This window comes from Mesorhizobium sp. B2-4-3, assembly GCF_006442815.1.
Taxonomy (GTDB): Bacteria; Pseudomonadota; Alphaproteobacteria; order Rhizobiales; family Rhizobiaceae; genus Mesorhizobium.
Genome location: NZ_VFVL01000029.1, coordinates 1 through 16887, shown reverse-complemented (window position 1 = coordinate 16887; position 16887 = coordinate 1). Strand labels below are relative to the sequence as shown.

Here is a 16887-nt window from a genome sequence, read left to right as displayed (position 1 = left end):
ACAGCATGACCTCCAGCCCGGATTCGCCGAACCAACCTGTGAGCCAGACCGAAACAGACCGGCTGCGCAAGGCTTGGATAGACGGGCTGGACAGCGGCCCGTTCGATGGTTTTGACATCGAAGCAATTAACGAGAAGGCTCGCGCTCGTTTCATTGGTTGCCCTGGTCCTGATCAATGCCCGTGAGACAGCTGCTTATCCTGCGCCATGCCAAATCGCGCTGGGACGATCCGGGACTCGCCGATTTCGACCGGCCGCTGGCCCCACGCGGCTTGAAGACGGCGCCGCTGATGGGGCGGGAGCTTGCGCGACGCGGCTGGCTGCCGGACCTGGCGCTGGTCTCGCCGGCGCTGCGCACGCGCGACACCTGGCGGATGGTCGCGGCCGAACTGCCGAAGAACGTGCCGGCGCAATTCGCCGACGAACTCTACGAGGCGGCGGCCGGTGCGATCCTGGCGCGTGTGCGGCAGGCCAAGGCGGAGAGCCTGCTGGTGATCGGCCACAATCCCGGCCTGCAGCATTTTGCGCTGCGGCTGGCCGGCGCCGGGTCGGATGAGGCTGTCTTCAAGAAGATCGAAGCGAAGTTCCCGACGGCGGCGCTCGCGCGGTTCACGCTGGACGAGGATTGGGTGGACCTCGACTTTCGCGGCGCGCGGCTGACGCATTGTGTTCGGCCGAAGGATTTGGGCCTAGAGTGAAAACCGCCGATCTCCTCGCTGGGATTGGCGCTGCTCGCCGCGTAAAACAAAAGGCGGCGGAGCAAGTCCGCCGCCTTTGACAGTTCAAAGCGTCAAAAATCAGTTGCCCCAGATGCCCTGGCCCGGGTCGGACCAAGCCTTGGAGCCAGCCGAACCTGTCGTCATCGAGGTGTCGACATCGGCCTGCTTGGCAACCTCACGCTTGCCGACCGAGGCCGTGTAGGCCCTGTCGACGCCGGCGATCGGCCGGTTGGCGTCATTGGGGTCGTAGTGATCGCTGCCAGCGAAGGCGGAGCCCATCGCGAGAAGCATTGCGGCAGTGGTGAGAGCGATCCTGGTCATTTCGGTTTTCCTTGTTCGTTTGGTTTCATCGTGGCGGAGGCCTTGGGAGGATGACCCCGCTGCCGACAAGACCCGTGGCGGCCGGGATTTATTCCCGGCCCGCTCGCTTTCTTTAGCGGCCTCGGTAGCGTTGGCCCAAATTTCGCGGAGAAAAAGACAAACGATTACAAATGCTTGTGATACAAATACTTGTGAAGTGATTTCACTATGCCGGTAGCCGGCTGTAGAAGAACAGAGCGGCGGGACAAGCCCGCCGCTCGAGGTCTTGGAACCAGGCCATTCAGCGGTTGCCGAACAGATCCTGATCAACGGCCTGGGCCGCCGGCTTCTGGACATTCGCGCCCGAATTCTTGATCGAAGCGGTGAACGAGCTGTCGACCGAAGCAGCCGGCCGGTTGACCTCGTTGGGGTTGTAGTGGTCCGACCCGGCGAAAGCGGCGCCAGTGGCGACAAGCAGGGCGGCGGCGGTAAGAGCGATCTTGGTCATTTCAAATACTCCAGGTTTCGGGTTGCGCTGTTTTGATCGGGCGCGATCGACGATCAGATGACCTAGTGGATCGGCACAGGGTAGCCACGGACATCGCCCGGGTGCTGCCCGCTCGTTCGACACACTTGAATTTCCTTGGCATCGGCCCCGTCTATCGGCCCTTACTCCCACTTCGACGGCACCAGGGGCATCGTTACAGGCATCACCGCTTCGTGATGAATGCTTGATCAACCCTGAAAAGCCGGCCCGGGAGCAGCCGGCTGCAGAAAAACAGAGCGGCGGGACAAGCCCGCCGCTTTGAAGTCTTGGAAGACCAGGGCGTTCAGCGGTTGCCGAACAGATCCTGAGCAGGAGCCTGGGTCGCCGGCTTCTGGACGTTCGCGTCCGAAGTCTTGACCGAAGCAGTGATCGAGGTGTCGACCGACGCAGCCGGCCGGCTGGCTTCGTTGGGGTTGTAGTGGTCGGACCCAGCGAAAGCGGCGCCAGTGGCGACGAGGAGGGCGGCAGCGGTAAGAGCGATCTTGGTCATTTGAGTTACTCCAGATTCAAGGTTGATGATCAGATTTGGGTTGATGGTCAGATTTTGGTCAGGACTGGAACCGGCTTTAGTGGTTGCCCCAGAGGCCCTGGCCGGATTCCTGCTGGTTCGAGCTGGGCGCGCTCTTGATGAAGCGCTGTTCGAACTTATTGATCGAGCCGGTAACGGTCCGGTCGACGTTGCCCGCGTAGCCCGCGGGGGCCGTCACGGCCGACTGGGCGGTATCGTTGGGGTTGTAGTGGTCGCTGCCGGCGAAAGCGCTGCCCGTGGCAATGAGGAAAGCAGCGGCGGCAAAAGCAATCTTGTTCATTTTAGGTACTCCAGATTTCAAAAGTCTCGTCCGTCTAGTGGCGTGCCGTAATGGAAATTCGCGTCGCTCGGACCACCCCGAAATGGGTCGGCCCTGCTGCCATTTCCAATCACGAAAAGTTGCGAACCGAACCGTTCGGTTCGATCTTGAAATTATGCAAAGGACGCAGCGGCCACATTCTTATCGTTTAATATCAATTGGTTACAGCAAACGGCGCGCAATGCGGCATCCTGGTACAGGCTGCCGGTGTTCACCGTGGTGGTACGAACCGTCAACATTAATTGAACCGAACGGTTCGATTTCATCGCTTGCACGACCGAACAAGGGACTCGGCAGGTGCCACGACCGGGATGGCGACCGCCGGGAAACCACGTTTGCCTTGCGCGCGGATCGATACTATCGGTTGCCTCGGGAACCAATTTGGACGCCACCAGCCGCCCTATGGCGACGGTCGACGCAATTGGGAGGAAACAGCGACAAACGATGCGGCTGCTGCTTGTCGAGGACAACCGCGAACTGGCCGATTGGCTGAGCAAGACGCTGCGCCAGGCGAGCTATGTCGTCGACGTCGTGCATGACGGCGAGGATGTCGAGCATGCTTTGGCCGCCGGCGACCATGCCGTGATCATCCTCGACCTTGCCCTGCCCCGCATGGGCGGCATGGAGGTGCTGAAAAGGTTGCGGGCGCGCGGCAACCCGGTGCCGGTGATCGTGCTCACCGCCAATGCCAGCCTCGACGGCCGGGTCAAGGGCCTCAACGAAGGCGCCGACGACTATCTGGCGAAACCCTTCCAGATCGAGGAGCTGGAAGCGCGCATCCGCGTGCAGCTGCGCCGCGCCAACGACCGCACCGCGCCGGTCATTGCCTGCGGCGATCTCACCTTTGACACCAACACCAGGCTGTTCTCGCTTGCCGGCGCGACGCTGTCGCTGACACCGCGCGAGCACGCCGTGCTGGAACAGCTCGTCGTCAAGGCCGGCCGCACGGTGAGCAAGGCGGCGCTCTCGACCGCGATCTACGATTTCGAGACCGACGCCGACCCCAGCGCCATCGAGATCTACGTGCACCGGCTGCGCAAGAAGCTGGAGGGATCGCGCGTCCGGATCGCCACCTTGCGCGGCCTCGGCTACCTGTTGCGCCACGACGACCCGGCGCCATGAGGATCGACAGGTTTCGGATCGGCAGCCTTCGCCTGCAATTGCTGGCCTGGGTGGTGCTGCCGCTTGCCGGGCTCGCCGCCATCAATCTGTGGACCAGCCAGCGCAACGCGCTGGCGACCGCGGACCTCGTCACCGACCGCATGCTGGTCGGCTCGGCGCGCGCCATCGCCGAGCAGGTGGCGATGGCCGACGGCGCGCTCGACGCCACCGTGCCGCCGGCTGCGATCGAGATGTTCGACACCGGCGACCGGGACAGCGTCTATTACCGGGTCGAGACCGCCGGCGGGCGGCTGCTGACCGGCTATCCCGACCTGCCCGTGGCGCCGGAGCGCGGCAGCATCGAGGCTGCCTATCGCGATCACCCGCTGCGCCTGGCGACGCTCAGCCATGCCGTGATCGGCGCCGGCACGGATTCGCCGATCAAGGTCACTGTCGGCGTCACGCTCGCCGGGCATGACGCGATGGTGAAGCGCCTGTGGCTCAGCGCCTTCGCCCAGCAGCTTGCCTTGGTGGCTATTGCCGGCGTGTTCGTGCTGCTTGGCCTGCGCCGCGGGCTGGCGCCGCTGATCCGGCTGCGCGACGCGGTGCGCTCGCGAAGCCGCAGCGATCTCGACCCGGTCGAGGTTCTGGGCGCGCAGAGCGAGATCCGGCCGCTGATCGAGGCGCTCAACGCCTATATGGAGCGCGTGCGTGCGCAGATGGCGGCGCAGCGGCGCTTCATCGCCAATGCCGCGCACCAACTGCGCACGCCGCTGGCGCTCTTGTCGACGCAGGCAAGCTATGCCTTGCGCGAAACCGCGGCCGACCGGCGTCAGGAGGCGCTGGTCGCCTTGCAGGCGAGCTCGGGCAAATTGGCGCGGTTGGCCGAACAGCTGCTTACGCTGTCGAGGGCGGAACCTGGCAGCCGACGGCCGCGCGCCGACCGCATCGACCTCACCGAAGCCGCCCGCCATGTGCTGGAAGCGCAAGCGCCGGCGGCGATCAACCGCGACATCGACCTCGGCCTCGAGGAAAACGGACCGGTGACGGTGGTCGGCGACGGCACGATGCTGCGCGAGATGATCGTCAACCTGGTCGACAACGCGCTACGCTATTCCAGACCGGGCGGTAGCGTCACGGTGAGGCTGGCGACTGCGGCCGGCGAGGCCGAGCTCACGGTGAGCGATGCCGGACCGGGAATCCCGGCGGAAGAGCGGGAGCATGTCTTCGAGCGCTTCTACCGCCTCGCCGGCTCGGCCGAGGAAGGCAGCGGTCTTGGTCTCGCCATCGTGCGCGAGGTGGTCGAGAATGCCGGCGGCAGCGTCACGCTGGGCGACGCCGCCGCGGGCGGGCTCAAGGTCGAGGTGCGGCTGCCGCTTGCTTCACCTGAAGAGCGATCTGCCTGATCAAGCCCCCTGCTCGTTGAACGGCGCCGGGCGCCACTTCACCACATAGTTCTCGAAGCGGGTGATGATGAACTCCACCACCAGCGCCATCACCGCCAGGATGATCATGGCGGCGAAGACGCCATTGGCGTTGAAGGCGCCCTGCGCGGTGGAGATCAAGAGACCCATGCCCTGCTTGGCGCCGAGGAACTCGCCGACCACGGCGCCGACTAGCGCGAAGCCGAAGGAGACATGCAGGCTGGCGAGGATCCAGCTCATCGCCGAAGGGATGATGACCGAGGTGGTGATCTGCATCGGCGAGGCGCCGAGGATCTGGGCGTTGGCGATCATCGCGCGGTCGGCCTCGCGCACGCCCTGGAAGGCGTTGGCGAAGACGACGAAGAATACCATGACGACGGCCAGCGCCACCTTGGACGCCATGCCAAGTCCAAGCGCGATGATGAACACCGAGCCGAGCACCACGCGCGGCACGGAGTTCGCGATCTTGATATAGATCGAGAACACATCGGCCAGGAGCTTGTTGCGGCCAAGGATGATGCCCGCCACGATGCCGCCGACGGCGCCGATCACGAAGCCAAGGAAGGTCTCTTCCAGCGTCACATAGATCTGCAGCCAGAGCGGCCCCTGCGAGGTGCCTTCGGTAATCCAGGACCAGATCTGTTCCCAGATGCCCGACGGGCTGGAGAAGAAGAACGGGTCGATGATGTTGTAATCGGCGCAGAGTTCCCAAAGGCCAAGGAAGACGACGAGGATCGCGAGGCGCAGGCCGATGACCAAGGCATGGCGCTTGCGCAGCCGCGCCCTCGCCTGCGCTTCGGCGGCGACGATCGAAGTGGCACGGGCAGCGGCCTGATCGGTGGGAGAAATGGCGGTCATGCTGTGTCTCCTGTCAATGGCCGGTCTGGAGGCCGCGGCTCTGGCCGAGCTGCACTTCCTCGCGCAGATCGCTCCAGATCACCTTGGCGATCTCGATGAATTTCGGATCGTAGCGGATGTCGGCCATGACGCGCGGGCGCGGCAGGTCGATGCGGTAGACGCTTTTCACCGTGCCCGGACCGGCGGTCAGCACATAGACCTTGTCGGCCAGCGCCACCGCTTCCTCAAGGTCATGCGTGACGAAGACGACGGAGGATTTCAGCCCCGACCAGAGGCCCAGCAATTCGTCCTGCATTGCCGTGCGGGTCTGCATGTCGAGCGCGCTGAAGGGCTCGTCCATCAGCAGGATCTTGGGCTGGTTGATGAAGGTCTGGGCAAGCGCCGCGCGCTTGCGCATGCCGCCCGAAAGCTGGTGCGGATAATGCTTCTCGAACCGCGAAAGGCCAACCCGGCCGATCCAGTCGCGCGCCTTGTCATAGGCTTCTTTCTTCGGCGTGCCGCGGAAGAGCGGACCGGCGGCGACATTGTCGATGACGCTGCGCCAGGGAAACAGCGCGTCGGCCTGGAAGACGAAGCCGATATCGCGGCTGATGTCGGTAACCGGATTGCCCATGACGCGGACATTGCCGGTGGTCGGACGCAACAGGCCGGTGACGAGGTTGAGCGTCGTCGACTTGCCGCAGCCGGTCGGCCCGACGACACAGGCGAACTCGCCGCGCGCCACCGTCATGGTGAAATCGCGGATCGCCGTCATCATGTGGCCGTCAGGCGTGACGAAGCGCAGCGTCACGTCGTCGATGGCGATCGCGGCATCGGCCGGCGGCGCGGCCGGAGACAGTTTCTCCGCCGCCATGGTCTGCAACTGCATGACACACTCCTATCGTGGTGGTGCGAGGACGCCGGGCTCAAGCCCGCGGGTCCGCCGCACGACGGCACCGGCAAAGGCGCCGCTGCCGAATTGATTCAGGCAGCCGGCGCAAGTCGTTGTTCTCTGGAGCGGTTCGTCGTTTCACGCCAAACCGCTTCATCTCTTTGCTTGACGCAATTCCGGGCGGAAAACCGTTTCACACTTTTCCTGAATTGCTCCAAGGGCGGACCGATCGGCCCGCCCTCGCCTGCCGGCGCCTACTTGGCGGCGTCCACGAACTCGGTCGTGTAGGTCTTCGACAGGTCGATCTGCTTGCCCTGCAGGCTCTTCGAGAAAGTCGACAGAACCTTCAGCACCGTCTGGGGGCCGTCGGCCGGCATGCGACCGTCCGGCGTGAACATCGCCTTGCCGCCGGCCAGGCCCTGCACATAGAGGTCCTTGCTGCCGGCATAATAGTCCTTCGGCATCTTGTCGGCGATCTCTTCGGCCGAATGGCCGGCGATGAACTTCATCGTCTTGACGAAGGCATTGGCGAGCTTCTGCGCCTCGTCCTTGTGGCCCTCGATCCAGCTTGACTGGACATAGAAGGAGGCCGCCGGATAGTCGCCGCCAAGCGCTGCCTTGGTCTTTTCGGGCGTGCGCATATCGACCAACACCTTGGCCTCGCCGGTCTGGAGCAGCTTGGCGATGGTAGGCTCGGTGGTCATGCCGGCCTGGATCTGGTCCTGCTTGACGGCGGCGATGAAGGTGTTGCCGGCGCCGACCGGAAGCAGCGTGTAGTCGCCCGGCTTCAGGCCGCCGCGAACGGCGAGATACTGCGTCAGGAAATCGGTCGAGGAGCCGAGGCCGGTGACGCCGAGCGTCGCGCCCTTGAAGTCGGCCGGCGACTTGATTTCCGGATGCTTGGCCGAGACCAGCTCGACCTCGCCCGGCGCCTGGCTGAACTGCACGATCGACTGGATGTATTTGCCCTTCGATTGCAGGTCGACAGTGTGGTCGTAGAAGCCGACGACACCCTGCACGGCGCCGGCCAGCAATTCGTTCTCGGCCTCGACGCCCGCGCGGGAGTTCACCAACTCCACGTCCAGCCCTTCATCCTTGAAGTAGCCGAGCTGCTGGGTGAGCACCGCCGGCAGATAGATCTGCTTTTCCATGCCGCCGACGATGATGGTGATCTTGTCGGCTGCCGAGGCCGCCGATGCGCCAGCGCCGACCATGGCAAGCGCCAGCGCCACTGAGCGCAGCGCGCGTCTAGAGATGAAACCGGTCACGTAACTTCCTCCGCTGGGCGGCGCGCGGCGCCGCATTTCCTCCTGCCGGCCGCTCCCAGGCCGCTCATGTGGCGAACGCCACAAAACCGTCATGGCATGGCCAAGCTTTCAGCTGGCTTTCAGCCGTTTTAGCGGCGGTGGAACGGAATCCGGCGTGGTTCCCGGTCACGAGGCAGTGAAGCCGAGAACGTCGCGCATATCATATTCGCTCGGTGGCCGCCCGGCGACCCAGAGTGCCGCGGCGATGGCGCCGCGCGCGAACATCGAGCGATCGCCGGCGGCATGCGAGAGCGTGAGCGTCTCGCCTTCGGTGAGGAAGCTCACGCTGTGCTCGCCGACGATGCTGCCGCCGCGCAGCACGGCAAAGCCGATCTCGCCGGTTGGGCGCGGACCGACGAGGCCGTCGCGGGTGCGCTTCGCCACATTGTCCAGCTCGACGCCGCGCCCGCGCGCCGCCGCATCGCCGAGCATCAGCGCCGTGCCCGACGGTGCGTCGACCTTCATGCGGTGATGCGCTTCGAGGATCTCGATGTCGCAATCGTCGGGGTCAAGCACCCTCGCCGCCTGCTCGACCAGCCCGGTCAGCATGTTGAGCCCTAGCGAATAGCTTCCGGAGCGCACGACGGCGATCTTCTTCGCCGCCTCGGCGATTGCCGCCAGCTCCGAGGCGTTGAAACCTGTCGAGCCGATCACCAGCGCCGGACCGCCGCGCGCGGCGCAGGCCTTGGCCAACTCGGCTGAAGCCGCAGGCGTGGTGAAATCGACGACCACGTCGGCAAGCGCCAGCGCTTCGTCGCGATCGAGGAGCCCCTTGCCCATGCTGCCAGGCCGATGGAAGCGCGCGACGAGCTGCAGCCGCGGATCGGCCGTGACGGTTTGCGCCATCTGCCGGCCCATGCGGCCGAGCGCGCCGGCGACGGCTATCCTGAGCGGCTGCGGCATGGCGATCCTTGTCGAAAGCCCGAGTCGTAACAATCCTCTAGCACGCCGCCCTGACAAATTGATTCAAGCGTTGATTCAGGCGGCGCCGTTGGTCTTCAGCATCATACCGGCGATTTCCTTGACCAGCTTGGCGGCGACCAGCGCCGTCACGTTGGAGAGGTCCTGGCGCGGATTGTATTCGACCACGTCGGCGGCGACTATTCGTTGGTCTATTGCCTGGATCAGGCCGATGACCTGGCGGGTGGTGAAGCCGCCCGGCTCGCGGTACGAGATGCCGGGGGCGAAGGCCGGATCGAGAGCGTCGATGTCCATCGAGATATAGACGGGCGTCTTGAGGTCGAGCTGCAGCCCTTCCCTGAAATGCCGCATCTCCACCACCTCGACGCCGAAGCGCTTGAACTGGTCGCGATGGTGATCGTTGACGGTGCGCAGGCCGATCTGGATCAGCCGGTCGGCCAGCTTCTCCTCCATGACGCGGGCAAAGGGCGAGGTGTGCGAGCGCGGATTGTCTTCATAGGCATGATAGATGTCCGGATGCGCGTCGATATGGACGATCGTCAGGTTGCGATGGCGGCGGCGAACGCCACGCAGTATGGGCCAAGAGATCGCATGATCGCCGCCGAGCGAGATCAGCGGATGGCCGGCGTCGAGAGCGCGGCCAACTTCGCTTTCGATCCGCTGCCACGGGTCGCCGGGTTGGGTAAAATCGATGTCGCCGTGATCGACGAAGCGGTCCATCAGGTCGAAGCCTGTTTCCGACCATGAAGTGTAGGCGTCGCTTGCGAGTTCGCCGGATCAGCGGCGGCGCCTCGGCTGGCCCGCGCAAATAGGACGAATTCTCGTCATGCGGAATGCCCAGAAGCGAGATTTTTGCCACGACATCCTCCACTGATCCGCAACTGTTGCCTCTATAGACGCCGGAGCTGGCGGGCGCGACGAGAGGCGCTTGGGCCAGATGGCAAGGCCGGCGCCGGACCGGCCGCGAATGTGAAGCGCCACACTCATCATCACTCGCTCGATGTGCTAATTTAGCGCCTGTGTGTCCGGCAGCACCCGGACCGTGTCCGAGGGGGACGCCCATGCTGCGGCCAGTGCATGTCCTGGTTCTTTCCTGCCTCGCCTTGACGCCGCTTGCCGGCGAGGCCTTGGGGGCGCAGGCGTCTTCCGACAAGCCTGACGATGCGGCGAAGAACGCCGCGCTCGCCGAGGCGATCAGCGTCTGCGACCGGGGCGCTTCCGTGCCGCTCGATCCTGAGGCCAAGGCGCCGCCTATCCAATATGGCAAGCTCTTCCCGCAAGACTTTGATCTCAGCAAGCTCAAAATCCTGGCCGACAAATGCCAGGCAGCGATGCTCGGCGCGCCGCAGGAAAAGCGGTTGGCGCTTGAATGGCTTCGGGTCCAGGTCGCGCTCAACCAGCCGGGGCTTACCTTTCTCCTGCCGCAGATCAAGCTGCTCGCCGACGGCGGCAGTTCCGAGGCGAATTACCTACTCTACGAGGTCTATTCGGTGCATCGGCACGACGGCGCCGACGCCGGTCCACCGCCGGTCACACGGGAGATGGCGCTCGATGCCTTGCAGAAGGCGGGCGCTGCCGGTCATCTCACGGCGCTCGAGACGCTGCTCCGTCAGTATATCGAAGGGCCGCTGCTGCGCCGCGACGCGCATAAGGTGGTCGAGACCGCGCAACGCGTCATCGACGCGCCGGCTCAGGGTCAGTCGCCCGGCGAATGGGACAACCAGTTCCGCGCCGCCATGCCGCTGCTGATTGCACGGACGACGCTGACGGAGGACGGCTTCACGAGCGACGAGCAGCAAAAGGCCTTTCATGCCGTCGAGACGGATTTCCAGGCCGGAACCAACGGCTCCGGAGGATCGGCGCTGGCTTACATCAAGGCGCTGCGGCTGGGCCGCGGGACCTCGCAGGACGCGGCGAAGGCCAGGCAGTTGCTGGAGGCGCGCGTCGGCAGCGATCAATATGCCATACCGATGCTGGCCGACATGCTAGCCAAGGGCGAAGGCGGCCCCGCCGACGGCAAGCGCGCCATCGCCATGCTGCGTGCCGCCACCAAGAATGTCGCCGAGGCCGGGCCGGAACTCGCCGGCCTGCTCATGGACGGCAAGTTCGTCGGTCGGCAGCCGCGTGAAGCGATCCAATTGCTGAACGCCCCCTGGGACCTCGATGCCAGTATCCGGCTTGCGAGACTACTTCCCGACTATGACGGCGTCCAGATCGACAATCCGGGCCAGTTGATCGAGCGCTTGAGCGACGGCGCCGAGGCCGGCGAACCCGGCGCGGCGCTGGCGCTGGCACGGCTGCAGCTGTCGGACGATCAGCAGTTCAAGAATGAGGATTTGGCGCGCGCTATGCTGAAGCCGCTGGCCGATAGCGGCGACCGCGAGGCGCTCTGGCTCTATGCCTCGACGCAATATGCCAATCTCGATTCGACCAGCTACCGCCCGTCGCGCCGCGACGACGGTCTGAGCGACGATCAGCTGAAAGCCCTGATCGACGAAGGCGAGGCCAAGAAAGAGCAACAGGCCTATCTGCTGCAGGCCAAGCTTCTGCGCAAAGGCGTGGTCTATCCGCAGGATGATGCAAAGGCGACCGCGATGCTGATCAACGCCGCCAATCTCGGCAGCGTCGAGGCGATGGTGCTGCTCGGCGATGCCTATGCCGACGGTGTCGGCATCGACAAGAACCCGCGCGAGCGCCTGCATGCGTGGCGCGAGGCGGCGCGGCTGGGCTCACTCCAGGCAAAGAGCAAGCTCGCCAATGCCTTCACCTTCGACAGTTTCGATCATCTGATGACGCTGCGCGAAGGCATCACCGACCGCATCGCGCTTTACAATGACGGCATCGGCAGGATGGGCGCCGGCGTGCTCGGCAACGACACGGCAAGCATCGAACTGAGCGGCCTCTTTTCCGGACCTGCCTCCAGCGCCGGAACGGCGGCGATCGCGACCGCGGTGATGGACGCTTTTCGCGAGGCGCCGGCGGGGCTCGCGGAAGACAACCTCGTCGGTATCGGCAAGGCGCTGCCCGACGAGATCCGCGCCGCGATCGAGACGACGCTGAAGAGCGAAGGTTTTTATACCGGCGAGCCGAAGGGTTATTTCGGCCCTGACGCGCGCAAGGCGCTGGCCGCCTGGGTCGACGCCAAGGGCCCGCTCGCCGAAATCCCCGCACAGACCGCGGCGGCGCAGCAGGCCGCGCCGGCAGCGGGTGGGATCGACGCGGAGGTCCTCAACCGCGTCCGCGACAAGGTCTTCACGCAGGCGCAGGCGGCCAAAACCGACAAGCAGAAGCTTGCCGCCATCAAGCAGCTCAGCACGCTCGCCCGCTATGGCGACCTCCCCTCGCGCTGGGCGCTGGTGCACAACTACCATCAGGCGAGGGCCATCCGGTCGGTGGTCACGCCGGACGAGATCACCCGCTATGCGCTCGACATCCTGGTGTCGAAGCCCGAAGGCGTCGACAAGCCGGAGTTCGAGTTCATCTTCGACCTGACGCAGATCACGCAGGACCGGAAATCGAAAGCGGTGGGCAACGCCACGCTGCGGGCCATCCGCGACGATCCGCGCCTGCAGGATCCCCTGACGCTCGGCGCCATCATGGGCCAGTTCGCCTTCGCGCCGGACGCCTGCGACTCCGTGCTGGCCGCTGCCCGCAAGGCCGGCATCGACGGCGTGGGCGAGGATGGATGCGACGAGGACACGCGCACTGCGCTGATCGCCTATGCCAAGGACAAGGGTGCATCCGGCACCGATGCGGCGGCGCGCAAGGCGGCCGCGGAGCAGATCAAGGCTCTGGATGCGCAGGCGGCGAAGTAGCCAGGCAGCGGTAAGCGGGCCGCAAACCGGGCTATCCCGCCTTGTCGACGCGCTCCAGGATCGCGCGATAGCGCCTGCATATGGCGGCATCCTGGTAGAAATCCACTTCGGTATCGATGATCTGGTCGAGGCTCATTCCGCGATAATGCGCCTTGATCTTTGCCAGGATGTCTTGCGCTTGCCTGATTTCGCCGAGTTCGGAATGGCAGATGATAAGACGAATGAGCGACCACGGTGTTACAGTCGCCATTTTCGCGTAGCAGGCAGCCGCCTCGCGATATCGCCCAGCCGTCGTCAGCAGGACGCCGCGGAAGTCGTCATACCATCCCACGGCGTATGGATCGCGGCGCTGGGCTTCGGTTATTTCATCAAGCCCTTGCTCCGGCCTGTCCGTGTGATTGAGGAAAATAGCGCGGATGCTGAGAATGAACGGATCGTTCGGATTGAGCGTGACGGCCCGGTCAAGGCTGAATTCAGCTTGCTTGAACTGGCGCAGGTACAAGTGAGCGAAGCCGGTGGCGAGATGCCCATAGGCCTCGTCGGGATCAAGGTCCAACGCCGTTCTCGCGATCGCCAGTCCGGAATGCAAATGGCCGGGATTGTTGTAGTCCCAATAGTACTTGATCGACTCCACAAAGCTGAGCATGGCGTGGGCGGCGGCAAACTGCGGATCGAGCTTTACAGCCTGGCGCAGGAATGGTTCCGCTTCGAGCACCGTGTCATAGACGGCCGCCAGTTGCAGCGCCCGTAGGTAAAACTCGTAGGCCGACATGTTGTTGGTCGGCCGGGCCCTGGCGCGCGACGCGATCGCGGTTCTGGCCTGCCGGGCCAGACGCGCCGCGATCATCCGGGTGATTTCGTCCTGGATGGCGAAAATGTCGTCGAGTTCCCGGTCGTAGTGTTCGCCCCAGATATGAGCCATCGACGACGCATCGGTTAGCTGTACTGCGATCCGCACCCTGTTGCCGATCTTCCGCACGCTGCCTTCGACGACATATTGGACGCCAAGCTTGCTCGCCACCTCTGCCGGCTCATGCGCCTTGCCGCGAAACTGGAAGGAGGAGTTCCGCGCAATGACCAGAAACTCCTTATATTTGCCGAGCTCGACGATGATGTCTTCGGTAATTCCGTCGCTGAAATAGTCTTGCTCCGGGTCACCGCTCATGTTGTCGAAGGGAAGTATGGCGATGGACGGCCTGGGCGGCGCCGTGCCATCTGCCGTAACCGCAAAGGGCCTGGGGCCCGCATATTTATAACCGCGACCATGTACGGTTGCGATAATCTCGGCAGACAGCAGTTTTCGCAGCGCCGAAATGTGGACCTGCAGCGTGTTCTCCTCCACCACCACGCCGGGCCAGACCGCATCGAAAAGTTCGGTCTTGCCGATCACCTCATCGGGCCTGTCGAGCAACATGGCGAGGATGTCGAAGGAACGCCCCGAAAGCTCCACCGGCCCTTTCGGACCCAGCAACTGCCGTTCGGCTCGTCTCAAACGATAGTTCCCAAACTCCAAGTCCATTGGCCAAGAACCACCCTCGCGGTCAAGATAATCCAAGATGACCCTGAAGGCGAACTTCAGGGCCGTTCGGGATTCTTCGCTTCAGGCAATTTCAGAGCCGTACAAGACTCTTCAGGTTCAAGCCAAGGACCTGCGTGCGAGGCAGTGCCATTGTCGCCGTTCAGGAGGACATCATGGCTGACATCCTCACCACAGGCCCGATCATAGTCCGACGCTTTAAACTGCTGCGGCGAAGCTTTCCGAGGCTTGCAATCGGCGCATCGCTCAATGCCATATCCGGTTTGGTAGGCGATGCACTCAAGATGGCTTACGTGGACCCCTACGCCAGTCTTGGTCGCCAACCGCCGGTCGTCCCGGACGATGATCTCAAAGGCCGAGACCCCACTTGGTGAGCCGCCAGGCAATGGCAGACCACGAAGCGGTCAAAGCGCCCTGAGCCACACCTTGTTGTCGTGAACGGCGGCGCCGCCATACGGCGCCGGGGCGTCGGCGCCGGTCAGCACATTGATGCCCTCGCCGCGCTCATGCGCGCTGTTCGGCCAGATGCCTTCGGCGATCACCACGCCGCGCTTCACGCCGTCGAAGAACCTGGCATGCAGCACCACGTCGCCGCGCCGGTTGCCGACCTCGACGCGGCCGCCATCCTCGATGCCGAGCACTGCTGCATCTTCGCGGTGGATGAGCAGCTCGGGCTGGCCTTCCTTGGCCTTCGAGACCGGCGTCTCGGCAAAGCTGGAATTGAGGAAGTTGCGCGCCGGCGACGTCGCCAGGCGAAACGGATGCTCCTCATCCGCCACCTCGATCAGCTCGACATGGTCGGGGAATTCCGGCAGCCGCCCGACCGGGCCGAACAGGCCCATGCTTTTCGGCGGCCGGTTGGGCGCCGACTGCCCGGTCCAGTTGGGTCGGAAATGGAATTTCTTGTCGGCATGGCCGAAGCCGTTGATGAAATGCGCGTCGTCGAAGTCGGGCTGCAGGTCGACCCACTTCTCAGCCTTCAGGCTGTCGAAGCTGCCAAGGCCGCGCTTGCCGAGGATGATGTCGATATGCTCGCGCTCGGTCAGGCCGAAGCCCGGCCGGTCGCCGACGCCGAGCCGCCTGCCGAGCTCCTCATTGACGTAGTGGTTGGTGCGCGGCCCTTCCGGCGGCTCGATCAGCTTGGGGCCGAGCGTGATGTGCTGGTTGCCGCCGCCCTTGTAGATGTCGTCATGCTCCAGAAACATCGTCGCCGGCAGCACGACATCGGCGAGCTTGGCCGTATCGGTCATGAACTGCTCGTGCACGCAGGTGAACAGATCCTCGCGCATGAAACCCTGTTTCACCAGCCGCTGCTCCGGCGCGACATTGGCCGGATTGGTGTTCTGGATCAGCATCGCCGTCACCGGCGGACCGCCGTAGAGCGCGTCGGCCGCGCCCGTCAGCACCGGGCCGATGCGCGAATGGTCGAGATAGCGCACCTTCGGGTCGCGCATCGCGGTGCCTTCCAGCACGTCCTGGTTCAGCTGGAAGATGCCGGAGTTGGAGTGGAAAGCGCCGCCGCCCTCATACTGCCAGGCGCCGGTGACGGCGGCGATGCAGGAGGCGGCATGCATGTTGACCGAGCCGTTGCGCTGGCGCGCAAAACCGTAGCCGAGGCGGAAGTAGGTTTTCTTCGTCGTGCCGACGAGCCGGGCGAATGCCTCGATCTCGGCGGCGGAAAGCCCGGTGATAGCGGCCGCCCATTCGGGCGTGCGCGTCTTCAAATGCTCTTCCAGCCCGCGCGGATCGTCGGTGTATTTTTCGAGATAGGCACGGTCGGCGAGCCCATCGCGGAACAGCACGTGCATGACCGCGCAGGCGAGCGCGCCGTCGGTGCCAGGCCTCAGCACCAGGCCGAGATCGGCCTGCTTCATAGTGGCGTTGTCATAGATGTCGATGACGACGATCTTGGCCCCACGCTCTTTTCGCGCTCGGGTCGTGTGGGTCATGACATTGACCTGGGTGACCACGGCATTGGTGCCCCAGATCACCACGCAATCGGACTTGGCCATCTCGCGCGGATCGGGGCCGCGGAGCGCACCCGCTCCCATCATCCAGCCGGTCCAGGCCAGATTGGTGCAGATCGAGCCGAAAAAGCCGGAATATTTCTTGGCGTGGCGCAGCCGCTGGATGCCGTCGCGCTGCACCAGCCCCATCGTGCCGGCGTAGAAATAAGGCCAGACGGTCTCCGATCCGTATTTCGCCTCGGCCGCTATGAATCTTTCCGCCACGAGGTCCAGCGCGGCTTCCCAGCTGGATTCCTTCCAGGCGCCCTCGCCCTTGGCGCCGGCGCGCACCAGCGGCTTCAGCAGCCTATCGGGATGGTGGACGCGGTCGGCATAGCGCGCGACCTTGGCGCAGACGACGCCGGACGTATAGCTGTTCGCCTTGGCGCCATGCACGCGGCCGATGCGGTTGTCGTCGAGCAGCTCGACTTCGAGCGCGCAGGTGGAAGGACAGTCATGCGGACAGGCAGAATGCCCAATCCGGAGCTTGGCGTGGTGGTTCATGCGGAGTGTTTAGCGGGTTTCGCGGGAGAGGTGTAGGGCCAGATAGAGCTCCTCCTTCTCCCCTTGTGAGGGCTTTGCACGGAACCGGGTTGGTGATTCCGTAGGTCAGGAATGAAGGGGGATGATTCGG

At 64.4% G+C, this 16887-nt stretch carries 17 protein-coding genes; 6 read left to right on the top strand and 11 right to left on the bottom strand.

All coding sequences use genetic code 11. The annotated features are described in order from the left end of the window. Positions 1-5 precede the first annotated feature (5 nt). Complete coding sequence (locus tag FJ956_RS23375; RefSeq protein ID WP_140680670.1) at positions 6-185, top strand: hypothetical protein; 180 nt, start codon at positions 6-8, stop codon at positions 183-185. After that, complete coding sequence (locus tag FJ956_RS23370; RefSeq protein ID WP_140680672.1) at positions 176-697, top strand: histidine phosphatase family protein; 522 nt, start codon at positions 176-178, stop codon at positions 695-697. The genes FJ956_RS23375 and FJ956_RS23370 overlap by 10 nt, the downstream gene beginning before the upstream one ends. Before the next feature lie 99 nt (positions 698-796). Here the strand turns inward: FJ956_RS23370 and FJ956_RS23365 are convergent, their stop codons facing one another. The 4 genes from FJ956_RS23365 to FJ956_RS23350 all read right to left on the bottom strand — a co-directional run bounded on the left by FJ956_RS23365 (position 797) and on the right by FJ956_RS23350 (position 2374). Beyond that, positions 797-1039, bottom strand: a complete 243-nt coding sequence (locus FJ956_RS23365) for a DUF680 domain-containing protein (protein WP_140680674.1) — start codon at positions 1037-1039, stop codon at positions 797-799. Between the two features lie 280 nt (positions 1040-1319). Continuing rightward, the gene (locus FJ956_RS23360; protein WP_140680676.1) at positions 1320-1526 is read right to left on the bottom strand and encodes a DUF680 domain-containing protein; all 207 of its coding nucleotides are present in this window, start codon (positions 1524-1526) and stop codon (positions 1320-1322) included. 322 nt (positions 1527-1848) lie between these two features. Beyond that, positions 1849-2055 (bottom strand): DUF680 domain-containing protein, encoded by a 207-nt coding sequence (locus FJ956_RS23355; protein WP_140680678.1) that lies wholly within the window; start codon positions 2053-2055, stop codon positions 1849-1851. A gap of 76 nt (positions 2056-2131) precedes the next feature. After that, positions 2132-2374 carry a DUF680 domain-containing protein gene (locus tag FJ956_RS23350; protein WP_140680680.1) on the bottom strand — a complete coding sequence of 81 codons (243 nt, stop codon included), beginning with the start codon at positions 2372-2374 and terminating at the stop codon, positions 2132-2134. A gap of 483 nt (positions 2375-2857) precedes the next feature. On the opposite strand from FJ956_RS23350, the gene FJ956_RS23345 reads away from it, so the two are divergent. Then, positions 2858-3535 carry a response regulator gene (locus FJ956_RS23345; RefSeq protein WP_140680682.1) on the top strand — a complete coding sequence of 226 codons (678 nt, stop codon included), beginning with the start codon at positions 2858-2860 and terminating at the stop codon, positions 3533-3535. Then, positions 3532-4920 (top strand): sensor histidine kinase, encoded by a 1389-nt coding sequence (locus tag FJ956_RS23340; protein WP_140680684.1) that lies wholly within the window; start codon positions 3532-3534, stop codon positions 4918-4920. The genes FJ956_RS23345 and FJ956_RS23340 overlap by 4 nt, the downstream gene beginning before the upstream one ends. Here the strand turns inward: FJ956_RS23340 and FJ956_RS23335 are convergent, their stop codons facing one another. The 5 genes from FJ956_RS23335 to FJ956_RS23315 all read right to left on the bottom strand — a co-directional run bounded on the left by FJ956_RS23335 (position 4921) and on the right by FJ956_RS23315 (position 9615). Beyond that, positions 4921-5796, bottom strand: a complete 876-nt coding sequence (locus FJ956_RS23335; protein ID WP_140680686.1) for an ABC transporter permease — start codon at positions 5794-5796, stop codon at positions 4921-4923. Positions 5797-5809: 13 nt separating this feature from the next. After that, on the bottom strand, positions 5810-6664 hold the full coding sequence (locus FJ956_RS23330; protein ID WP_140680688.1) for an ABC transporter ATP-binding protein: 855 nt from the start codon (positions 6662-6664) through the stop codon (positions 5810-5812). A gap of 257 nt (positions 6665-6921) precedes the next feature. Further along, positions 6922-7881 carry an ABC transporter substrate-binding protein gene (locus FJ956_RS23325; RefSeq protein ID WP_246672150.1) on the bottom strand — a complete coding sequence of 320 codons (960 nt, stop codon included), beginning with the start codon at positions 7879-7881 and terminating at the stop codon, positions 6922-6924. 219 nt (positions 7882-8100) lie between these two features. Beyond that, positions 8101-8877 carry a 4-hydroxy-tetrahydrodipicolinate reductase gene (gene dapB / locus FJ956_RS23320; protein WP_140680692.1) on the bottom strand — a complete coding sequence of 259 codons (777 nt, stop codon included), beginning with the start codon at positions 8875-8877 and terminating at the stop codon, positions 8101-8103. Between the two features lie 75 nt (positions 8878-8952). Then, a complete protein-coding gene (locus FJ956_RS23315; protein WP_246672148.1) occupies positions 8953-9615 on the bottom strand; it encodes an arginase family protein in 663 nt (220 codons plus the stop codon). A gap of 341 nt (positions 9616-9956) precedes the next feature. Between FJ956_RS23315 and FJ956_RS23310 the strand changes: the two genes are divergently transcribed. After that, entirely contained in the window at positions 9957-12710 is a 2754-nt protein-coding gene (locus FJ956_RS23310; RefSeq protein WP_140680694.1) for a sel1 repeat family protein, read from the top strand. 31 nt (positions 12711-12741) lie between these two features. On the opposite strand, the gene FJ956_RS23305 is transcribed toward FJ956_RS23310, so the two are convergent. Further along, positions 12742-14265, bottom strand: coding sequence for a winged helix-turn-helix domain-containing protein (locus tag FJ956_RS23305; RefSeq protein WP_246672149.1), 1524 nt, complete (start codon positions 14263-14265; stop codon positions 12742-12744). 137 nt (positions 14266-14402) lie between these two features. On the opposite strand from FJ956_RS23305, the gene FJ956_RS23300 reads away from it, so the two are divergent. Next, positions 14403-14621: a hypothetical protein gene (locus FJ956_RS23300; protein WP_140680696.1), complete on the top strand. Its 219-nt coding sequence runs from the start codon at positions 14403-14405 to the stop codon at positions 14619-14621. 30 nt (positions 14622-14651) lie between these two features. Here the strand turns inward: FJ956_RS23300 and FJ956_RS23295 are convergent, their stop codons facing one another. Then, positions 14652-16757 carry a molybdopterin oxidoreductase family protein gene (locus tag FJ956_RS23295; RefSeq protein WP_140680698.1) on the bottom strand — a complete coding sequence of 702 codons (2106 nt, stop codon included), beginning with the start codon at positions 16755-16757 and terminating at the stop codon, positions 14652-14654. Between the last annotated feature and the right edge of the window lie 130 nt (positions 16758-16887).

Excerpts from the sequence above, each read along its gene's own strand:
- FJ956_RS23360 (WP_140680676.1), bottom strand. The coding sequence starts at position 1,526 with ATGACCAAGATCGCTCTTACCGCCGCCGCCCTGCTTGTCGCCACTGGC.
- FJ956_RS23340 (WP_140680684.1), top strand. The coding sequence starts at position 3,532 with ATGAGGATCGACAGGTTTCGGATCGGCAGCCTTCGCCTGCAATTGCTG.
- FJ956_RS23295 (WP_140680698.1), bottom strand. The coding sequence starts at position 16,757 with ATGAACCACCACGCCAAGCTCCGGATTGGGCATTCTGCCTGTCCGCAT.
- FJ956_RS23350 (WP_140680680.1), bottom strand. The coding sequence starts at position 2,374 with ATGAACAAGATTGCTTTTGCCGCCGCTGCTTTCCTCATTGCCACGGGC.
- FJ956_RS23330 (WP_140680688.1), bottom strand. The coding sequence starts at position 6,664 with ATGCAGTTGCAGACCATGGCGGCGGAGAAACTGTCTCCGGCCGCGCCG.
- FJ956_RS23345 (WP_140680682.1), top strand. The coding sequence starts at position 2,858 with ATGCGGCTGCTGCTTGTCGAGGACAACCGCGAACTGGCCGATTGGCTG.
- FJ956_RS23325 (WP_246672150.1), bottom strand. The coding sequence starts at position 7,881 with ATGGTCGGCGCTGGCGCATCGGCGGCCTCGGCAGCCGACAAGATCACC.
- FJ956_RS23365 (WP_140680674.1), bottom strand. The coding sequence starts at position 1,039 with ATGACCAGGATCGCTCTCACCACTGCCGCAATGCTTCTCGCGATGGGC.
- FJ956_RS23310 (WP_140680694.1), top strand. The coding sequence starts at position 9,957 with ATGCTGCGGCCAGTGCATGTCCTGGTTCTTTCCTGCCTCGCCTTGACG.
- FJ956_RS23355 (WP_140680678.1), bottom strand. The coding sequence starts at position 2,055 with ATGACCAAGATCGCTCTTACCGCTGCCGCCCTCCTCGTCGCCACTGGC.
- FJ956_RS23300 (WP_140680696.1), top strand. The coding sequence starts at position 14,403 with ATGGCTGACATCCTCACCACAGGCCCGATCATAGTCCGACGCTTTAAA.
- FJ956_RS23375 (WP_140680670.1), top strand. The coding sequence starts at position 6 with ATGACCTCCAGCCCGGATTCGCCGAACCAACCTGTGAGCCAGACCGAA.
- FJ956_RS23335 (WP_140680686.1), bottom strand. The coding sequence starts at position 5,796 with ATGACCGCCATTTCTCCCACCGATCAGGCCGCTGCCCGTGCCACTTCG.
- dapB (WP_140680692.1), bottom strand. The coding sequence starts at position 8,877 with ATGCCGCAGCCGCTCAGGATAGCCGTCGCCGGCGCGCTCGGCCGCATG.
- FJ956_RS23315 (WP_246672148.1), bottom strand. The coding sequence starts at position 9,615 with ATGGACCGCTTCGTCGATCACGGCGACATCGATTTTACCCAACCCGGC.
- FJ956_RS23370 (WP_140680672.1), top strand. The coding sequence starts at position 176 with ATGCCCGTGAGACAGCTGCTTATCCTGCGCCATGCCAAATCGCGCTGG.